This is a genomic window from Olivibacter sp. SDN3 (genome assembly GCF_014334135.1).
In the GTDB taxonomy this organism is placed as follows: Bacteria; Bacteroidota; Bacteroidia; order Sphingobacteriales; family Sphingobacteriaceae; genus Olivibacter.
In genome coordinates this window covers 565,232-583,075 of sequence record NZ_CP060497.1, presented here as the reverse complement: position 1 = coordinate 583,075, position 17,844 = coordinate 565,232, and the positions used below count along the sequence as shown (strand labels likewise).

Sequence of the window (17,844 nt, the reverse complement as noted above, 5' to 3'; positions counted from 1 at the left end):
GAATTTTGTTAGTCGTTAGATTTAATGTGTGTATTCTATACTACTTATGGTCTTTGATAAGGTAAGACATGGAGGTGATCATTTTTTTCTATTAACTTGGAACGGGGAAAAAATTGCTATTTTTATTAGTATAAAATATGCAAGCCTAATTTTTGGTTTGAGATAGGTGCACTGGCATTAAAAATGATCGTTTTAAATGTAAAAAGGCGATTATGAAATTTGCAATGAAATAAATAGTTATAATATAAAATATTTATAATCAGTTTATTATAACATTTTTTTTAAAGTTTAAGTTATGGTTATCTCTTCGCGTCATTTTTTCGTGATTCCAAATTGACCATTACCAAGCACAGGTGATTGAAAAATTCATAAAATACATTTATTTGGTTTTTTAATATTTTAATAAACAGAAGTTTATATAAAACATATAAACTTAATATATAGATGTGGTCGCTTTGATGTTACCTGATTTTCTGCTAGGGCTTTTTGTAGGGTGTCGTTTTTAATTTTAGTGAATACGATGGTTTTTCAGCCGGACGGAACGTGTCAAAGATAGTGGTAATTTTGCACATATCAACAAGTTTTTAGTCAAGAATTGCTGAGCAAGTTGATAAGGTAATATATTTGAAATTTATAAGTTAAAAATAATGGATTTTTTATAAAATATGCGGTTTTTTGGCAGCTTAAGTAAGACGGTTGACACGAGTTAGGTATAGCCCGATTGGTCTTGCTGGCGTAAAGTAAAACACATCATCAAATGAAAATGAAAAGGGCTAAAAAGAAAAAACCCCACTTGGGAAGTGGGGCTGAAACCTAAGTTTCAAATCAACCTAAACCTACCATCATTTTTACATATATCGTGCCAAATATGCTTTAGACCTGTAGCAAAAAAAATGATGTCAAAAAACACCAGTTGTTTCAACAACTTTAGAACAAATTTTGGTACAAGACGGAAGTTTAACAGCAATTGACTTTCAATGAATTGCACGCGTTTCGGTACATTTAGCAGTACAGTGTCTTTTTATAGATGGATATATGGGGATGTAAAGTAACTAATAAGTTACCGGTTGTATAGTAAAAAAGTACTACAAGCTTGTAACATTTGCTGACTATTTAAGACTAATGTCCAAAAAACAGATCATTAATGAGCATAAACAAACAGGTAATCGTGTATATCCTTTTACTGCCATTTAGTTTAAGTGTAGCATTTACACAGCAAACAGGTAGTGGATATATTAGTGGAAGAGTAGTAGATTCATTGACAAACAATCCGTTAGATTTTGCTACGGTGACGCTTTTAAAGAGCGGACAGGCGCAGGCCGTGGCAGGTGTCTTAGCAGACGAACAGGGAGTTTTTCAATTGGAAAAAATCCCAGAGGGTAGCTATAAGCTTATTGTAAGTGCCATGGGCTTTACGGCGAAAACCATCGAGCCGGTAGAAATAAGTGCACAACATGCGCGCATTGATCTGGCTGACGTAGCTCTTGGTCCATCTTCCACACAATTACAGGAGGTGGAAATAACCGGTCAGGTGCCTTTGGTAGAAAATAAGGTCGATCGTTTAGTTTATAATGCAGAACAGGATGTAACAGTTGCCGGTGGTAATGCCGCTGATGTATTACGTAAAGTACCTTTGTTATCAGTGGATATGGATGGTAATGTGTCTTTGCGAGGCGATCAAAATGTACGGATCTTTATCAACGGAAAACCCTCTGGAGCGATGACGAATAACGTAGCCGACGCGTTGCGTATGATTCCTGCTGATCAGATCAAGAACGTTGAAGTAATTACTAGCCCGTCTTCAAAATATGACGCAGAAGGAACTTCGGGTATTATTAATATCGTTACAAAAAAGCGTGACGTGGTTGGCGTAAGTGGGTCTATTTCGGGAGGATTTGGTATTCGGCAGAACAACTTTAATGGTAATGTCAATATGCGTAAGGGTAAAGTAGGGCTTACTACCAATCTAGGAGCGATGTGGGGTTGGCCGGTAACCACTAACATAAGCTTTGATCAAACAGCGCTAAACGGTGCGCCAATTATTTCACAGCATAGCGCCAGTACTACAAAGCGCGGTGGCGGAAGAGGAAGTGTTAGTCTAGATTATGACATCGACGACAACAACCTGATTACCTCTTCATTCAATTTCAACAGATTCCAGATGGGTGTAGCAGGAGATATGACTTCTTTGTACGGGGGGATCAATCAGGTGTTTAGCAATTCGGATAACGACATGCGTTTTCACGGCTTTGACTGGAGTGCTGATTATACGCATAAATTCAGCAGAAAGGGCCAAGAGATTACCTTTGCTGGGCAGTACTCAAAAAACAATAACAATACAGACTACACCACCCTATATCAGGAGCAGGGTTTCCGTCCCAATGAGATCGGGTATAACAATGGAGTGAATGATGAGTTGACGTTTCAGGTCGACTATACACATCCCATTAAAACGGCGGTGTTGGAAATAGGAGCGAAAGCTATCCTTCGTGATATTGTTTCTGACGTGACGGTCGATACGATGCTTCGGGATGGATCTTATATTGGTCATGCACAGCGGTCGTATAATTTTGGTTATGTCCAAAACGTGGGCGCTGGTTATGCATCTGTCAATATTCCTTTTGCCAAAAACTATGAAATGAAGGCGGGTGTCCGCTATGAATATACGCTACTTGACGGAGACGCCATAGGTGATTTTCCTGCTTTTAAGAACGATTACCATAACCTGTTACCGAGTGTTGTGGTATCCCGAAAACTTGGCAAGACGTCTAACCTTAAGTTGAGTTATAACCAGCGAATTCAACGACCTAGTTTGTTTTACCTCAACCCATTCAGAAATGAAGCCGACCCGGTAAATCAGCGCCAGGGTAATCCCGCTTTGGATCCCGAGTTGTCGCATAATATAGAGCTGGGATACTCAACCATGATAAAAAGCACGATATTGAATGCATCACTTTATTATCGGCGAACGAATGATGTCATCGAGTCGATCTTTACCAACATCGGTGATGAAGAACAGCCTGTGGTGTTACAAAGTTTTGAAAATATTGGACAGAACAATTCGTTTGGTACCAATTTATTTGCCTCTGTAAATCCCATAAAAATTTTAACCTTGCGGGGAAATCTCAACCTTTATACCTATGATATTAACTTACAGCGCGTGAGTGACGATCTAACTTCGCAAGCAGGTAATGTCTACCTGATGTATCAGGCATTCTTGAGCGGTACAGTTAATTTGAAAGGAGGCTTTACTGCCGAAACGTTTTTGATTTTAAATGCTCCCAGAAGAACCTTTCAGGGTTATAACCCAGCGTTTAATATGTGGAGTCTGGGTGTAAAAAAAGAGATTCTAAAAAAGCAGGCTACTATTGGGTTTAATATGATAGATCCATTCAATGAGGTTAAGAACTTTAGGTCAAGTGTACAAACACCGGCGTATAATCAAGCATCGAATTTTGCTGTTCCTTTTCGTTCCTTCGGGGTAACGTTCAGTTGGAAATTTGGCAAAATGAATTACAATGCGAAACCAAGAAAAGAAAGAGGCGTGCAGAACGATGACCAGAAGGATGGTGAAAGTGGTCAAGGACAGCCAATGCAATAAATCATTTTGACGCAAAATTTATTATCGCTTGTTTTCTCGTAGGGAAAACAAGCGATTTTCCCAAATAAAATTGTAACAACTATGATCAATTGTTATCAAACATTTGTATTTTGCATTACAGAATAATATTTGTCTTTCGGCAATCAACAATTGATCTTTATGAATAAAACAAATCTACTCTTCGGGGCTGTTTTTGTTGGTCTGTTAGGATTTAACAACGTCTCATACGCCCAAAATGAAATTAAGTTTAAAGAATTTACATTAGATAATGGGCTTGCCGTGATCATGCATCAGGATAAAACAACGCCTATTGCATCGGTATCCGTATTTTATCATGTTGGTTCTAAAAATGAAAACCCCGAACGTACAGGGTTTGCACATTTTTTTGAACACCTGCTTTTTGAAGGAAGTGAAAATATTGGTAGAGGTGAATATATGAAGAAGATTCAGAGTATCGGGGGAACGTTAAATGCGTTCACCTCGAACGATCAAACCTACTACTACGAAGTTGTTCCTTCAAATTACCTGGAAACTGCACTTTACATGGAAAGTGAACGTATGTTGCACGCAAAAATAGATTCTGTAGGAGTAGAGACCCAGCGCGAGGTGGTAAAAGAAGAAAAGAGGCAGCGAATGGATAATCAACCTTATGGATCTATACTTGTTGAAGTGCTAAAGAGAGCTTATCATGTGCACCCCTATCAATGGGCCCCAATAGGTTCGCTAGATCATCTTAATGTAGCTTCACTAAGTGAGTTTATGGATTTCTATAACACCTTTTATGTGCCCGATAATGCGGTGCTCACCATCGCCGGAGATATTGATTACAACCAAACAGAAGAGTGGGTAAGGAAATATTTTGGTGAAATTCCTAAAGGAACCAACGAAATTGCACGACCATCAGTTGTTGAACCTAAACGTAACAAAGAAATCAGGGATGTGGTTTATGATAATATACAGCTGCCAGCGGTTGTACAGGCTTATAATATGCCCCGTAAGGATAATCCCGATAGTTATGCTTTGGATATGTTATCGACCTATCTAGCTGGCGGGAAAAGCTCCTTGTTAACCAAAGAAGTGGTTGATAAACAACAAAAAGCTGTACAGGTGATGGCTATGCCCCTGGATTTGGAGGATGGTGGTTTATTCCTCTTTCTTGGCGTAGCCAATATGGGGGTTGATGTTGATTCGCTGGAACTTTCCATTGATGAACAGATCGAAAAGCTGAAAAAGAATGGAATTACCGATCAAGACTTTGCAAAATTAAAGGCACAGGTTGAAAATTCAGTGGTGAGTAGAAATGCATCTGTTGCCGGAATAGCACAAAGCCTTGCAGAGGCAAAAGTATATTTTGGTGATGCAAGTGAAGTGAACAGGGAATTAGAAAAATATAACAAAGTAACCAAAGCAGATATTCAAAGGGTAGCACAAGAATATCTGGATGAAAACGGTAGGGTGGTATTACACTACCTACCTAAATCGGTACAATCAAAAGAAGGCAATCAACAATAAATCATACAAGGATGAAGACTATTAGATATATATTCATATTTATCGTTTCCATAGGTAGCGCTTATGCACAAGTTGACCGAACAAAGTATCCCGAAGCAGGTCCTGCTCCCCAAATTAATATAGGGGATGCAGAAACGTTTACCCTAGACAACGGATTGAAAGTTTTTGTGGTGGAAAACCATAAACTGCCCAGAGTTAATTTTTCATTGGTATTAGATCGTGACCCCTTGTTAGAAGGCGATAAAGCAGGCCTAACCGGTTTGGTCGGTGGAATGATGATGGGAGGTACAGCTACTAGGTCAAAAGATCAATTGGATGAAGAAATCGATATGATAGGTGGTAGCATTTCTTTTGGTTCAGCCTCTGCCAATGCGTCATCCCTAACGAAATACCAAGACAAACTGTTAACATTATTTGCGGATATATTATTGAATCCTTCTTTCCCGCAAAGTGAACTGGATAAGCTAAAGAAGCAGACTATTTCGGGAATTGCTAGCGCTAAAGATGATCCAAATGCCATATCCTCTATTGTTTCAAGTGCTGTACTTTACGGGAAAGACCATCCTTACGGAGAAGTAGAGACTGAAAAAACAGTTTCCAATATTAGCGTAGACGACATTAAGGCATATTATGATGCCTATTTCAAACCGAACATAGGATATTTAGCTATTGTAGGCGATATCACAAAGAAAGAAGCAGAATTGCTGGTAAAGAAATATTTCAGTACTTGGGAAAAGGGTGATGTGTCGAAGAAAGAATGGCCAGCACCTTCGGCTCCGGAAAAAACAACGGTAGTATTGGTCAATAGACCGTCTAGTGTGCAATCGGTTATGAATGTTACCTATCCCGTTGAGCTGAAACATAATAACCCAGATGCCCTCCCGCTGCAGGTGTTGAATAATATTCTAGGGGGAGGTTCTGCTGGTAGGTTATTTCAGAATTTGAGAGAGGATAAGGGTTACACCTATGGTGCATATTCATCACTCAGCCCTAATAAAATCGTAGGTTCTTTTAGTGCTAATGCCAGTGTACGCACAGAAGTTACCGATAGCGCCGCCTATCAATTCTTTCAGGAGTTAAAAAAATTAGACCAAGGGAGCATTACTGAAGAAGAACTGACTTCTTCGAAGGCAATACTGAGTGGCGATTTCGGAAGGTCTTTGGAACAGCCAGCCACCATCGCCCGCTTTGCTATCAATACGGAATTACAGGAACTTCCCGCAGATTACTATAAAAATTATCTTAAAAGTCTAGATGGAGTTACGGTAGACCAGTTGAATGCATTGGCACCTAAGTACATCAAACCGGATAACGCTTACCTGGTAATCGTTGGAAATACAGATGCTTTTGCCGACCAGATCCAGCAGTTTGGTGAAGTTAAATATTACACGAATACCGGCGATGCTGAAGTAAAAACTGAAGTACAGGATGCCAGCATTACCGCAGAAAAGGTAATTGCTAATTATTTGGAAGCTATTGGTGGTACAGAAAAATTAGCCGCTGTTAAAACCTTGAAAAGTATCCAAGAGGCCGAGATACAGGGAATGAGTATCACTGTTGAACTTGCGATTGATAAGACACAACCTGTTGCTGTCCAAACCATGAAAATGGGCGAACAGGTGATGTCAAAAATTGTAGTGCATCCTGATAAAGCACTGATCACCGCACAGGGACAAGAACAGGAAGCGCCTGCAGAGATGTTTAATGCACTGAAGCAACTCCTGGAAATTTTTCCTGAACTAAACTACGAAACGGGAAATGTTAACCTGGAGTTGGATGGTATGGTAAAGGTAAATGACGAAGACGCCTATAAAGTGAATGTTAGCCATCCAGATGGTAATAAACGTGTGAATTATTATAGTGTCTCTTCTGGCCTTAAACTAAAAACAGAAAGCGCTGCCGAAGGCGAAGCGGAGATAAACGAGTACAAAGAATACGATGGGATTAAACTGCCTTCCATAAGCACCGTAAAAAATCCAAATGTTCCTGTTCCGCTAAAATTGATAACCGTTGAACAATTGATCAACCCTGCACTAACAGCAGAAGAGTTGAAATAAATAAAATGATAGTTAATAAAAAAAGGTTTTTGGAACTCAGTTCCAAAAACCTTTTTTTATTAACTCAAAACAGACTAGCCTGTTATAAATTCATAGTTGATATAATCGGTTTTCTTAAAACCAAATTTTTCAAACAGCGTTTGTGAATTAACATTATCAATCTTGGTAGCTAAGTAAACCTTACATTTTTTCGTTTTTTTACTGAAGAAAATGGCTTCGCTAAGCAAAGATTGGGCAACTCCCTGATGCCTGTACTCATCTGCAATATAAATGTCGTTTAATAACCACATTTCCCGAATGCCGGCAGGGGTGAAAAACGGGAAAAGTAGGGTGAAACCAACAATCTCTCCATCGATTATAGCGATAAAAATGACACTGTCTTTTTTTGTTAGCCGTTGCTCCAGGAACGCTTTTCCATCATCTAGATCGTAATCCTGACCGGATGAATTCCTGTAATCAGCAAATACAGCGGATAGAGAAGCTAAGTCGTCTATAGTGGCCTGTCTTATTTTCATAAGAATATCATTTGTTTTTATTTTACTTTCTACTAGAGGAGTGTAAATACATTATTCGCATTCCCCGTTCATATGTTTTCTCTGTTGTTCAGGTATACAGCAATTGGTCCAAAAATCCTCGGCATGCCAACTTGATGCAAATACCGGATCCTTTTGTTATTCATACTACAAACCTACTATAAAAAAATGCCAATTCTTATAATAAAAGTGTAATTAATGAAACTTTAATGTAGTTTTTATCTCCAAGGGGAGAAAAAAATCTCTTTTCTATCACACTCGTTCTCATACAGAAGCTTTTTGCCATAACAGGGCATGACAGTTGCGATGTGAAGATCATTTAACTTGCGGCCATTGAATTTGTGAATAAACTTCCTTTAATGGCTGCTTCAAGCCATATTGAGGAAATAGGTTTTCATGAAGGGTATTTTACCAACGTAGACCAAATAGTAGTATGCAGGCATTATTAGGCGTAATTTTTCATTTTATAGGAGGCTTTGCTTCCAGTAGCTTTTATATTCCTTACAAAAAGGTGCATAATTGGGCATGGGAAAGTCTATGGATTGTGGGTGGAATCTTTTCCTGGCTAATTGTTCCACCTGTAGCTGCTTGGCTAACTATCCCTAATTTTACGGATATAATCAAACAATCGTCAGCGTCTACCTTTGGCTACACATATCTCTACGGCGTACTGTGGGGTATCGGAGGACTTACCTACGGTTTAGGTGTACGGTATCTAGGGGTTTCCTTAGGTAGTAGCATCATGTTGGGTTTAAGTATGGTGATCGGCTCCATGATCCCAGCGGTATACTATGAGTTTTTTCCGGCAGAAGGAAAGGAAGGGATTTCCTTATTCTTTAGTACAAGTTGGGGGCTATTAACCATTCTCGGGTTGTTGATCTGCGTGGTTGGTATCTACCTTTGTGGACTGGCAGGCGTTAGGAAGGAGAAAGACTTAGGAGGCCATAGCGACGCCAGTGGAAATAAAGAATTTAACCTGACCCTGGGCTTAGCTGTTGCAATCGTGTCTGGGATGCTCAGTGCCTGTTTTAACTTTGGGCTAGAGGCAGGTAAACCGATGGCTATCGTTGCAAATAATCTTTGGAAAGACCTTCATCCAAATGAAGGAGAATTTCTCTTTCAGAATAACGTTACTTATGTGGTCATCTTATGGGGAGGGCTTACGACCAATTTTATTTGGTGCTTAGTACTTAACCTCCGCAATAAAAGCTACCGTAACTATGTAGATAAAAAAGCACCATTGCTTAAAAACTACTTGTTATGCGCGCTGGCCGGAACTACTTGGTATATGCAGTTCTTCTTCTATGGCATGGGTGAAAGTCGTTTGGGCAACGGTGCCAGTTCCTGGATCCTTCATATGGCCTTTATCATCTTATTGGCTAACGTCTGGGGTGTGGTGCTGAAAGAATGGAAAGGCGTTAGCAGGAAAACATATGCTACCATCGTTGCTGGAATATTGGTAATCATCCTTTCGGTATTGATCGTTGGTTTCGCAAAAGAATTGGGTTAGCAATATTTAATAACATTAAGTCAATAATTTGGAGTGATATATGTCTGATTTAGTTAAAAAACAAAATTTTAAGCATGTAAGCTATCTTTGGGACGACCAAGAAGCAGCTCGTTTAGCGGGCGATGAGGTGGCTTTGCTGATTTATCGGTCAAATCTATTAGGAGCTGATCTGCGATTAACCAATTACGGTGGGGGTAATACCTCGTGTAAAGCTTCTGCAAAAGATCCGTTAACCGGAGAGGAAGTTGAAGTGATGTGGGTAAAAGGGTCTGGGGGTGATCTTGGCACCTTGAAAAGGAGTGGACTGGCAGCACTTTATGTTGATCGGCTGCGTAGTTTAAAGAAGGTATATAGAGGGATAGCGTACGAAGATGAAATGGTTGAACTGTTTAATCACAGTATCTACGATCTCGCTTCCAAAGCGCCTTCGATAGATACGCCCCTGCATGGTTTTCTACCCTTTAAACATATAGATCATTTACATCCCGATGCTGCTATTGCCATTGCTGCAGCAAAAGATGGAAAAAAAATAACCGAGGAGCTGTTTAAAGGGAGTATAGGATGGGTAGAATGGCAACGGCCCGGTTTTGACCTGGGGCTTAAGATGAAACAATGTCTGGATGAAAATCCGGGGATTCGAGGTATTATGCTAGGGTCTCACGGATTATTTACATGGGGAGATACCGCTTACGAAAGTTATATCAACACGTTGGAAGTTATCGAGACCTGCGCTGAATATCTAGAACAGCACTATGGTAAGAATAGAGCCGTTTTTGGAGGGGAAAAGATAGCTAGTGAGCCATCGGATAGGCGGAAGAAACAAGCAGCAGAAATAGCACCTATATTAAGAGGGTTTTGTTCGTCAGAGCGACATATGATTGGCCATTTCACGGATGACGAGCGTGTGCTGGAATTTATTAACTCAAATGATTTAGATCGTTTGGCACCTATGGGCACTAGTTGCCCGGATCATTTTCTGCGTACCAAAATCAGTCCGCTGGTACTCGAACTGGATCCAGCGGAGGATTTAACAGATGCAGAAAAGATTAAAGAGAGATTAGCTCCAGCTTTTGATGGATATCGAAAAATGTATGCCGACTATTATGAACAATGTAAACACCCTAACAGCCCGGCTATAAGAGATAAGAATCCGGTGATTATCTTATACCCAGGTATCGGCTTGTTTTCATTTTCAAAAGATAAACAAACGGCACGTGTAGCTGCGGAGTTTTATACCAATGCCATCAACGTGATGAAAGGGGCCGAGGCAATTTCTGCGTATACCTCGTTACCCAGACAGGAGGCCTTTAATATCGAATACTGGTTATTAGAGGAAGCAAAATTGCAACGCATGCCAAAACCCAAAGCACTGTCGGGCAAAATAGCGTTAATCACTGGTAGTGCCGGTGGAATAGGGAAAGCAATTGCTGTTAAGTTTGTAGAAGAGGGGGCTGTAGTTATTGTGAATGATAATGACGAAAGTAGATTGATAAAGGCAGATGAAGAATTTAAAAAACGCTTTGGCAAAGATGCCTATATTACTACAAGCTTGGATGTGACCGATGATCGAGCAATCGCCGCGGCTTTCGATGCTGGTAATGTAGCTTTTGGAGGGGTCGATATCATCGTGAACTGTGCTGGACTGTCTATTTCTAAGCCTATTGAGGAGCATACAGATAAGGATTGGGATCTGCTCTACGATGTCTTGGTAAAAGGCCAATTTAAAGTAACACAGCAAGCTGTTTCTGTTTTGAGAAAACAGGCGCTAGGAGGAGATGTGCTAAACATTGTAAGTAAAAATGCATTAGTATCCGGACCAAACAATGCGGGGTATGGATCGGCAAAGGCCGCACAACTGCACCTTAGCAGGCTGAATGCTGCCGAACTTGGAGCCGATAAAATACGTGTAAATGTGGTGAATCCAGATGCGGTAATTTCGGATAGTAAAATATGGGAGGGCGCTTGGGCAGAAGGGAGAGCAAAAGCCTATGGTATCAAAGTGGAAGAGCTCCCGGCTTTTTATGCGAAGCGCACCTTGCTGAATGAAATTATTCTACCAGACGATATCGCTAATGCTTGCTTTGTATTTGTTGGTGGCTTGCTCAATAAATCTACAGGTAATGTGTTGAATGTGGATGGTGGTGTAGCAATGGCTTTTGTGCGTTAAACGAATCTAACAACATGTTTTATTGCTGTGATCTGCCAGTCATTTAATATATTAGTGGTTTTAATCCGAAAATTATGAATATCGAAAAATATAAAATAGAAGAACATAATCAGCAATATGAGGTGAACCATAGAAAAAAATTAGCCTATCTTAGAGAAGATGTTGTTGATTATGAGGGGGTATTGCAAAAACTGACAAATTTCCAAATAGCTATACCTAGTTGGGCCCTTGGCTCGGGAGGTACGCGCTTCGGCCGGTTTCCAGGGGGAGGAGAGCCTCGAAATTTGGAGGAAAAAATAGAAGATGTCGGGCTATTACATGCTTTAAATCGTTCTAGTGGAGCGATCTCCTTACATATACCTTGGGACGTGCCCGATAATTATCAGTCCATCCGTTCATTGGCGGCTCAACATGGGTTGAAGTTTGATGCCATGAATTCGAATACCTTTCAGGATCAAGCGAACCAAGAAAGAAGCTATAAATTTGGATCTATGCAGCATGTTGATCGGGCTACGAGAAAACAAGCAGTTGATCATAATATAGAGGTTATTAAACATGGTGTAGAGTTGGGGTCGAAGTCGCTGACCGTATGGCTCTCCGATGGGTCATGCTTCCCCGGGCAGCTGAATTTTAGAAAGGCCTTTCAAAATACGCTGGAAAGTTTACAGGAAGTTTATACCGCTTTGCCGTCCGATTGGAAAATGTTTGTAGAATATAAAGCTTTTGAGCCTAATTTTTATTCTACTACCGTGGGCGACTGGGGGCAGTCGTTTCTTTATGCCAGTAAACTGGGACCAAAAGCATATACGCTGGTCGATCTCGGACATCACCTACCCAATGCCAATATAGAACAGATTGTCTCATTGCTATTAATGGAGGGCAAATTGGGCGGATTTCATTTCAACGACTCTAAATATGGTGATGATGATCTTACCGCAGGGAGTATAAAGCCCTATCAGTTATTTTTGATCTTTAATGAGCTTGTAGAGGGGATGGATGCACAGGGGATGGATCACACAACCGATTTAGGCTGGATGATCGATGCTTCGCACAATGTGAAAGATCCATTAGAGGATTTATTGCAATCGGTTGAAGCGATCATGATTGCCTATGCACAGGCATTATTGGTAGATAGAGAAGCATTAGTACAGGCACAACAAGCAAATGACGTGGCAAAGGCTCAGGAGATTTTACAGGATGCTTTTCGCACAGATGTAAGACCACTGGTGGCCGAAGCCAGATTAAAGGCAAATGGCGCATTAAATCCAATAGCACTTTACCGCACGGTGGCAGTACGTGATGTGCTTATTAAGGAAAGAGGCGCTAAAACAGTAGCCACGGGGCTGTAGGCATCGTAGTATTATAGCAAATAAATGTCAGCATTAGTGTCATGAATAAGATACCGGTTATAGCGATATTTGATGTAGGTAAAACAAATAAGAAACTGTTCCTTTTTGATGAACACTATCAGATTGTTTTTGAAAGATCCGCACGCTTTACGGAAACCGTTGATGAAGACGGCGACCCTTGTGAGAATCTGGCAAGCCTGCGTCTTTCTGTATTTGATTCTTTGCATGAGGTCTTCCGTAGACAGGAATTTGATATTAAAGCCATTAATTTTTCTACGTATGGCGCGAGTTTGGTTTATATAGATAAAGACGGTAAACCCTTAACACCTTTATATAATTATCTGAAACCTTACCCTATACACCTCAAAGAAAAATTTTACCGTACCTACGGGGGAGAAGATGCTTTTGCGCTCGAAACAGCATCGCCCGTACTTGACAGCCTGAATTCAGGTATGCAATTGTACCGAATCAAATATGAAAAGCCCGAGATCTTTAAAAAAATGTACAAGGCTTTACATCTACCTCAGTATATGAGCTTTTTGATTTCGGGTAAAGTATACTCGGATATGACAAGCATTGGCTGCCATACCAATTTATGGGATTTTAAGCGTAATCGCTATCACGATTGGGTAGAAAAGGAAAAAATAGCAGACAAGCTGGCTCCCATTGTACCGGCAGACAGTACTTTTGAAGCGTCTTTTCCCGGCAACAATTATGCTGTAGGCGCTGGGTTCCATGATAGTTCAGCCGCTTTGGTTCCTTATTTGGTGAGTTTTTCTAAGCCTTTTGTATTGCTTTCCACCGGTACCTGGTGTATTAGTTTGAACCCCTTTAATGATACACCGCTTACAGCAGCTGATCTAAAAGCAGACTGCTTGTCTTATATGCATTACCAAGGCAAACCGGTGAAGGCTTCCCGTTTATTTGCAGGATATGAGCACGAGCAGCAAATAAAACGGATAGGCGAGCATTTTAATGTTTCTACGGCTAAATTCAAGACCATCAACTTCGATTTGGCAATTGTAGAAAAATTGCATGAAAAAGCCGATGCTGGCCATAAAGACAGTCCGCAGCGAAAACTCGCAAAATTCGCCTCCAGAGATCTTTCAATCTTTGAATCAGCAACGGTAGCCTATCACCAGTTTATGCTGGATTTGGTAGAAGCACAAAAAAGTGCAACTGAATTGGCTATCGGTAATACCGCTGTAAAACGACTGTTTGTTGATGGTGGATTTGGGAAGAACGTGGTTTTCATGAATCTATTGGCAGCAGCATTTCCGCAGACAGAAGTATTTGCGGCTTCTATGGCCCAGGCAACAGCAGTAGGTACGGCGATGGCCATTCATGCTTCCTGGAACAGCCTTCCCTTTCCTAATGACATCATCGAATTAAAATACTATGCTCCATTGTCTAAGGCAGTATTTTGAAATCAATTTTATCAGTATAATTATAAATGTAGAAGGCTACCGTGTTATTACCGGTAGCCTTTCTTATTTACCTATAATAGTTGAGATAGGTCATCAATGACTGCTCTTTCATCAGTATCCTGTAACAGCAATTAGTTTTATCGAATAGTGCTGGAAACCAAATAGCGCCGCAAACGATTGCGTATTTTAACCATAGGTTAAAAAGATGCTTTTACGTTCTTATTTGAGCGATTTTTTTTCTTTTGTTTAATCGGTGCAGGACACTACAGGATGCGGGCTGCGTGTCGACTTTTTATTATTGCTTTTATATTAACCTGAGTTCGAGTGCTTGAATACTAACCAAAGCATAAAAGGGCAACAGCTATAGCGGTGCAGATACTTAAAACAATTATATACCCTGTATTAACAATTTTAACAACCAAGAAAACCGTGTTACATTATGGATCTAAAATCGCAACAAAACAGTATTAAAATCGCACTGTTTAAGAAAAATCCCAATCAACTGGCGCGTCTTACTCTTTTTCTATGGGTAATGTTAGCTGTCTTGTCACAGGTAAACGCACAGGATAGTCAGCCCATACGCGGTACGGTAACGGGAGCGGGGAGCAATGAGCCCTTGCCGGGCGTATCCGTGCGGGTGAGCGGGGGGCAGGGCGGAGCCTCAACGGATGCCAATGGAAATTTTACCATTGACGCTAAGATAGGAAGTACCCTAACATTCACTTTTGTAGGTTACAAAACACAGGATGTTGTGGTCAATAGCGCTACCTTATCCGTGATGCTCGAAGAAGATAATCAAAATCTCGAAGAAGTGGTCGTGGTGGGTTATGGCCAGCAAAAAAGAGGAGATATTACAGGTGCCGTTACCACCATGAATACCGAACAGTTAACGGAACGTCCCCTGCCACGTGTAGACCAAGCTCTGGTGGGTCAGATGGCGGGAGTTAGGGTACAGCAGACCACGGGTAACCCCGGTCAGGGAATGAGTGTTCAGGTACGGGGAGTAGGGTCTATTTCAGCTGGTAACGAACCATTATACGTAGTGGATGGTTTCCCGCTATCGGGTGCGAGCCCTAATGCCAGTGGAGGATACCCTACCGGCACACCTTTGGATAATATCAACCCAAATGATATAGAATCTATTCAGGTGTTGAAAGACGCTTCTGCTGCAGCTATTTATGGATCGAGGGCTGCCAACGGCGTAGTAATCATTACGACTAAAAAGGGTAAATCGGGTAAACCGATCATTAACCTGAATACCTATGCCGGCTTTAACGAACGTAGCCGCAAACTCGATGTATTAAGTGGCGAAGAGTGGATCGATCGTGCAGTCGAAATGATTAACGATCAATGGGTGCAATCGGGGTCGGGACGGACGGCAAGTCAGTCGACTGCCGAAAGAAGACAGCTGTTAGGACTTGCTGACGATCAGGTGGATACGCGTTTTATGTACGACGATCGCTGGATGCAACCCGGGTATCCTGGCTTAAATCTCATCGACTGGCAGGATGCTACCTTCAGAAGGGGGCTAACGCAAAACTATCAATTATCGGCAAGTGGTGGAACGGATGCCGTAAAATACTACGTGTCCGGTAACTACAACGGTCAGGAAGGTATGGTAAAGGAACAAAGTTTTACCTCCTACGCGGCTAGAGCAAATGTGGAAGTAAAAGCCAATGAACGCCTAACCTTTGGTATTAACTTAACGCCCACCTATTCTATTAATGAAGACCCGGGAGTGGAAGGAAAAGACAATATCCTCCACCAGCTCGTATCTATGAGCCCGGTACAGGAAGCCGGTGCGGGGCTTTACCCGAACGTGGGCGATATCGGACAGTATCAATGGAGCACTTCACCTAACAGTCCGTTGGGTAAACTGGAACAAACGGAAGCAGCAACCAAACGCTTCAGAACAGTTGGGTCGTTATTTGGACAGTATGAGATCGTCGACGGCTTAACTTTTAAAACCACACTCAACCTGGATCATGTAGATAATACTTTCAAACGTTACATACCATTCACGATCACAGGGAGCTTACCCAATAGAGAGTCGGATTTAACGCGTAGAACTTCTGGTACTTATAGTACTTTCAGACGTCAAACCTTTGTAAACGAAAATACCTTAAGTTACAATAAGACGCTGGCTGAAAATCATAACCTCTCTGCGTTGTTAGGTTTTTCCTATAATTCCGATAAGCTCGATAATGCCACCATGTCTTCACAAAACGGCTACGGAAGCAGTACGATCACTACATTGAACTACGCTATCGGTGTGAATGGTAATACAACAGAAACAAAAAATGTGTTACTTTCTTATTTTGCCCGCTTACAATATGCGTTTAAGGACAAATATCTCTTAAGTGCCTCAGCAAGACGTGACGGATCCTCACGTTTTGGGGCAAATACCAAATGGGGATGGTTCCCTTCAGTCTCCGGAGGATGGCGTATTTCTGAAGAGGCATTCATGGCCGGTATCAAAGAGACAGTGAACGATCTGAAACTGAGAGCTAGCTGGGGTACATCCGGTAATTATAATATAGGCGATTACAGCAGCTTATCGCTACTGGGGAATTATGCTTATGCTTTAGGAGGCGAGCTGGTAACGGGATTAGCACCCAGCGGTATATTTAATCCTAATTTGACCTGGGAAAAGTCTAACACAATTGATGTCGGCTTAGACGTCGGTTTTCTAAATGGTAGAATAACGGCGGCAGTAGATTATTACGATCGAAAAAGTACGGCCTTGCTCCTAAATGTGCCTATTTCCCAAATAACGGGTTTTGTGTCGTCTCTGGATAATGCAGGTAGTGTTCGCAACCGTGGTTGGGAGTTTGAGGTCAATAGCCAGAATGTTGTCGGAAATGATTTCCAATGGTCAACCTCCTTCAATTTTAGCCATAATAATAATAAGCTGCTTTCTTTGGCCAGCGGACAGTCACAGATTTTAATTCCTTCGGAATTTGATATATCACACAGTATATTAAGAGTGGGCGACCCCATGTACAGCATTTATGTGGTTCGCCAAGATGGTATTTTAAGTCAGCAGGATATAGACAATGGTGTGCCACTTTTCGGCAACCAAAGCGCAGGAGACCCCAGGTATTTCGATGCGAATGGCGATGGCGTAATTGATGAGAACGACCGGATGATCATGGGGCAACCCAACCCAAAATTTATTTGGGGGATAACCAATACTTTCCGTTATAAAGGTTTTGATCTCAGCGTGCTGTTGCAAGGTCAATGGGGTGGCCATATTTATTCCTTATTCGGTAGGGCAGTAAATCGTACAGGGACTGGATTCGTAGATAATGTAATCGGTAGTTGGCGTGACCGGTGGCGTTCGGAAGAAGATCCTGGCAATGGAGAGGTCGGAAAAACGACTTCCACTTTTGGACGTATAAAAAATACCGACTGGCTCTACCCGTCTGATTACTTACGGGTTAGAAATATCACCCTCGGGTATGATCTGGGACGTATCGTGAGCAAAAATATTTTCAGCGGAGCACGCATTTTCGTTACTGCAGAAAACTTTTTTGGCTTTGATAGATACGATGGGGGATTCAATCCGGAAGCAACTAACACCAATTTGAGTGGCAGTTCGGATTTTCCTGAAGCGGGCGACTATGGTGGTCTGCCTATACCCAAATCATTAATTTTTGGTTTAAATGTTACCTTTTAATCTAACGGA

Annotated in this window: 9 protein-coding genes; 8 read left to right on the top strand and 1 reads right to left on the bottom strand. The window is 41.3% G+C overall.

What is annotated here, in order from left to right; genetic code table 11:
• Positions 1-1,144 precede the first annotated feature (1,144 nt).
• The 3 genes from H8S90_RS02445 (at position 1,145) to H8S90_RS02435 (ending at position 7,170) form a co-directional block, all read left to right on the top strand.
• Positions 1,145-3,601: a TonB-dependent receptor domain-containing protein gene (locus H8S90_RS02445; protein ID WP_187341031.1), complete on the top strand. Its 2,457-nt coding sequence runs from the start codon at positions 1,145-1,147 to the stop codon at positions 3,599-3,601.
• 159 nt (positions 3,602-3,760) lie between these two features.
• A complete protein-coding gene (locus H8S90_RS02440) occupies positions 3,761-5,113 on the top strand; it encodes a pitrilysin family protein (protein ID WP_187341030.1) in 1,353 nt (450 codons plus the stop codon).
• 11 nt (positions 5,114-5,124) lie between these two features.
• Positions 5,125-7,170, top strand: a complete 2,046-nt coding sequence (locus H8S90_RS02435; RefSeq protein WP_187341029.1) for a pitrilysin family protein — start codon at positions 5,125-5,127, stop codon at positions 7,168-7,170.
• 74 nt (positions 7,171-7,244) lie between these two features.
• On the opposite strand, the gene H8S90_RS02430 is transcribed toward H8S90_RS02435, so the two are convergent.
• Positions 7,245-7,685 (bottom strand): GNAT family N-acetyltransferase, encoded by a 441-nt coding sequence (locus H8S90_RS02430; protein ID WP_187341028.1) that lies wholly within the window; start codon positions 7,683-7,685, stop codon positions 7,245-7,247.
• 451 nt (positions 7,686-8,136) lie between these two features.
• On the opposite strand from H8S90_RS02430, the gene rhaT reads away from it, so the two are divergent.
• The 5 genes from rhaT (at position 8,137) to H8S90_RS02405 (ending at position 17,835) form a co-directional block, all read left to right on the top strand.
• Positions 8,137-9,213: an L-rhamnose/proton symporter RhaT gene (gene rhaT, locus H8S90_RS02425; RefSeq protein ID WP_187341027.1), complete on the top strand. Its 1,077-nt coding sequence runs from the start codon at positions 8,137-8,139 to the stop codon at positions 9,211-9,213.
• Positions 9,214-9,253: 40 nt separating this feature from the next.
• Positions 9,254-11,380: a bifunctional aldolase/short-chain dehydrogenase gene (locus H8S90_RS02420; RefSeq protein WP_187341026.1), complete on the top strand. Its 2,127-nt coding sequence runs from the start codon at positions 9,254-9,256 to the stop codon at positions 11,378-11,380.
• 74 nt (positions 11,381-11,454) lie between these two features.
• Positions 11,455-12,729 (top strand): sugar isomerase, encoded by a 1,275-nt coding sequence (locus H8S90_RS02415; RefSeq protein WP_187341025.1) that lies wholly within the window; start codon positions 11,455-11,457, stop codon positions 12,727-12,729.
• 41 nt (positions 12,730-12,770) lie between these two features.
• Positions 12,771-14,156 (top strand): FGGY-family carbohydrate kinase, encoded by a 1,386-nt coding sequence (locus H8S90_RS02410; RefSeq protein ID WP_187341024.1) that lies wholly within the window; start codon positions 12,771-12,773, stop codon positions 14,154-14,156.
• Positions 14,157-14,595: 439 nt separating this feature from the next.
• A complete protein-coding gene (locus H8S90_RS02405; protein ID WP_187341023.1) occupies positions 14,596-17,835 on the top strand; it encodes a TonB-dependent receptor in 3,240 nt (1,079 codons plus the stop codon).
• The last annotated feature ends 9 nt before the right edge of the window (positions 17,836-17,844 follow it).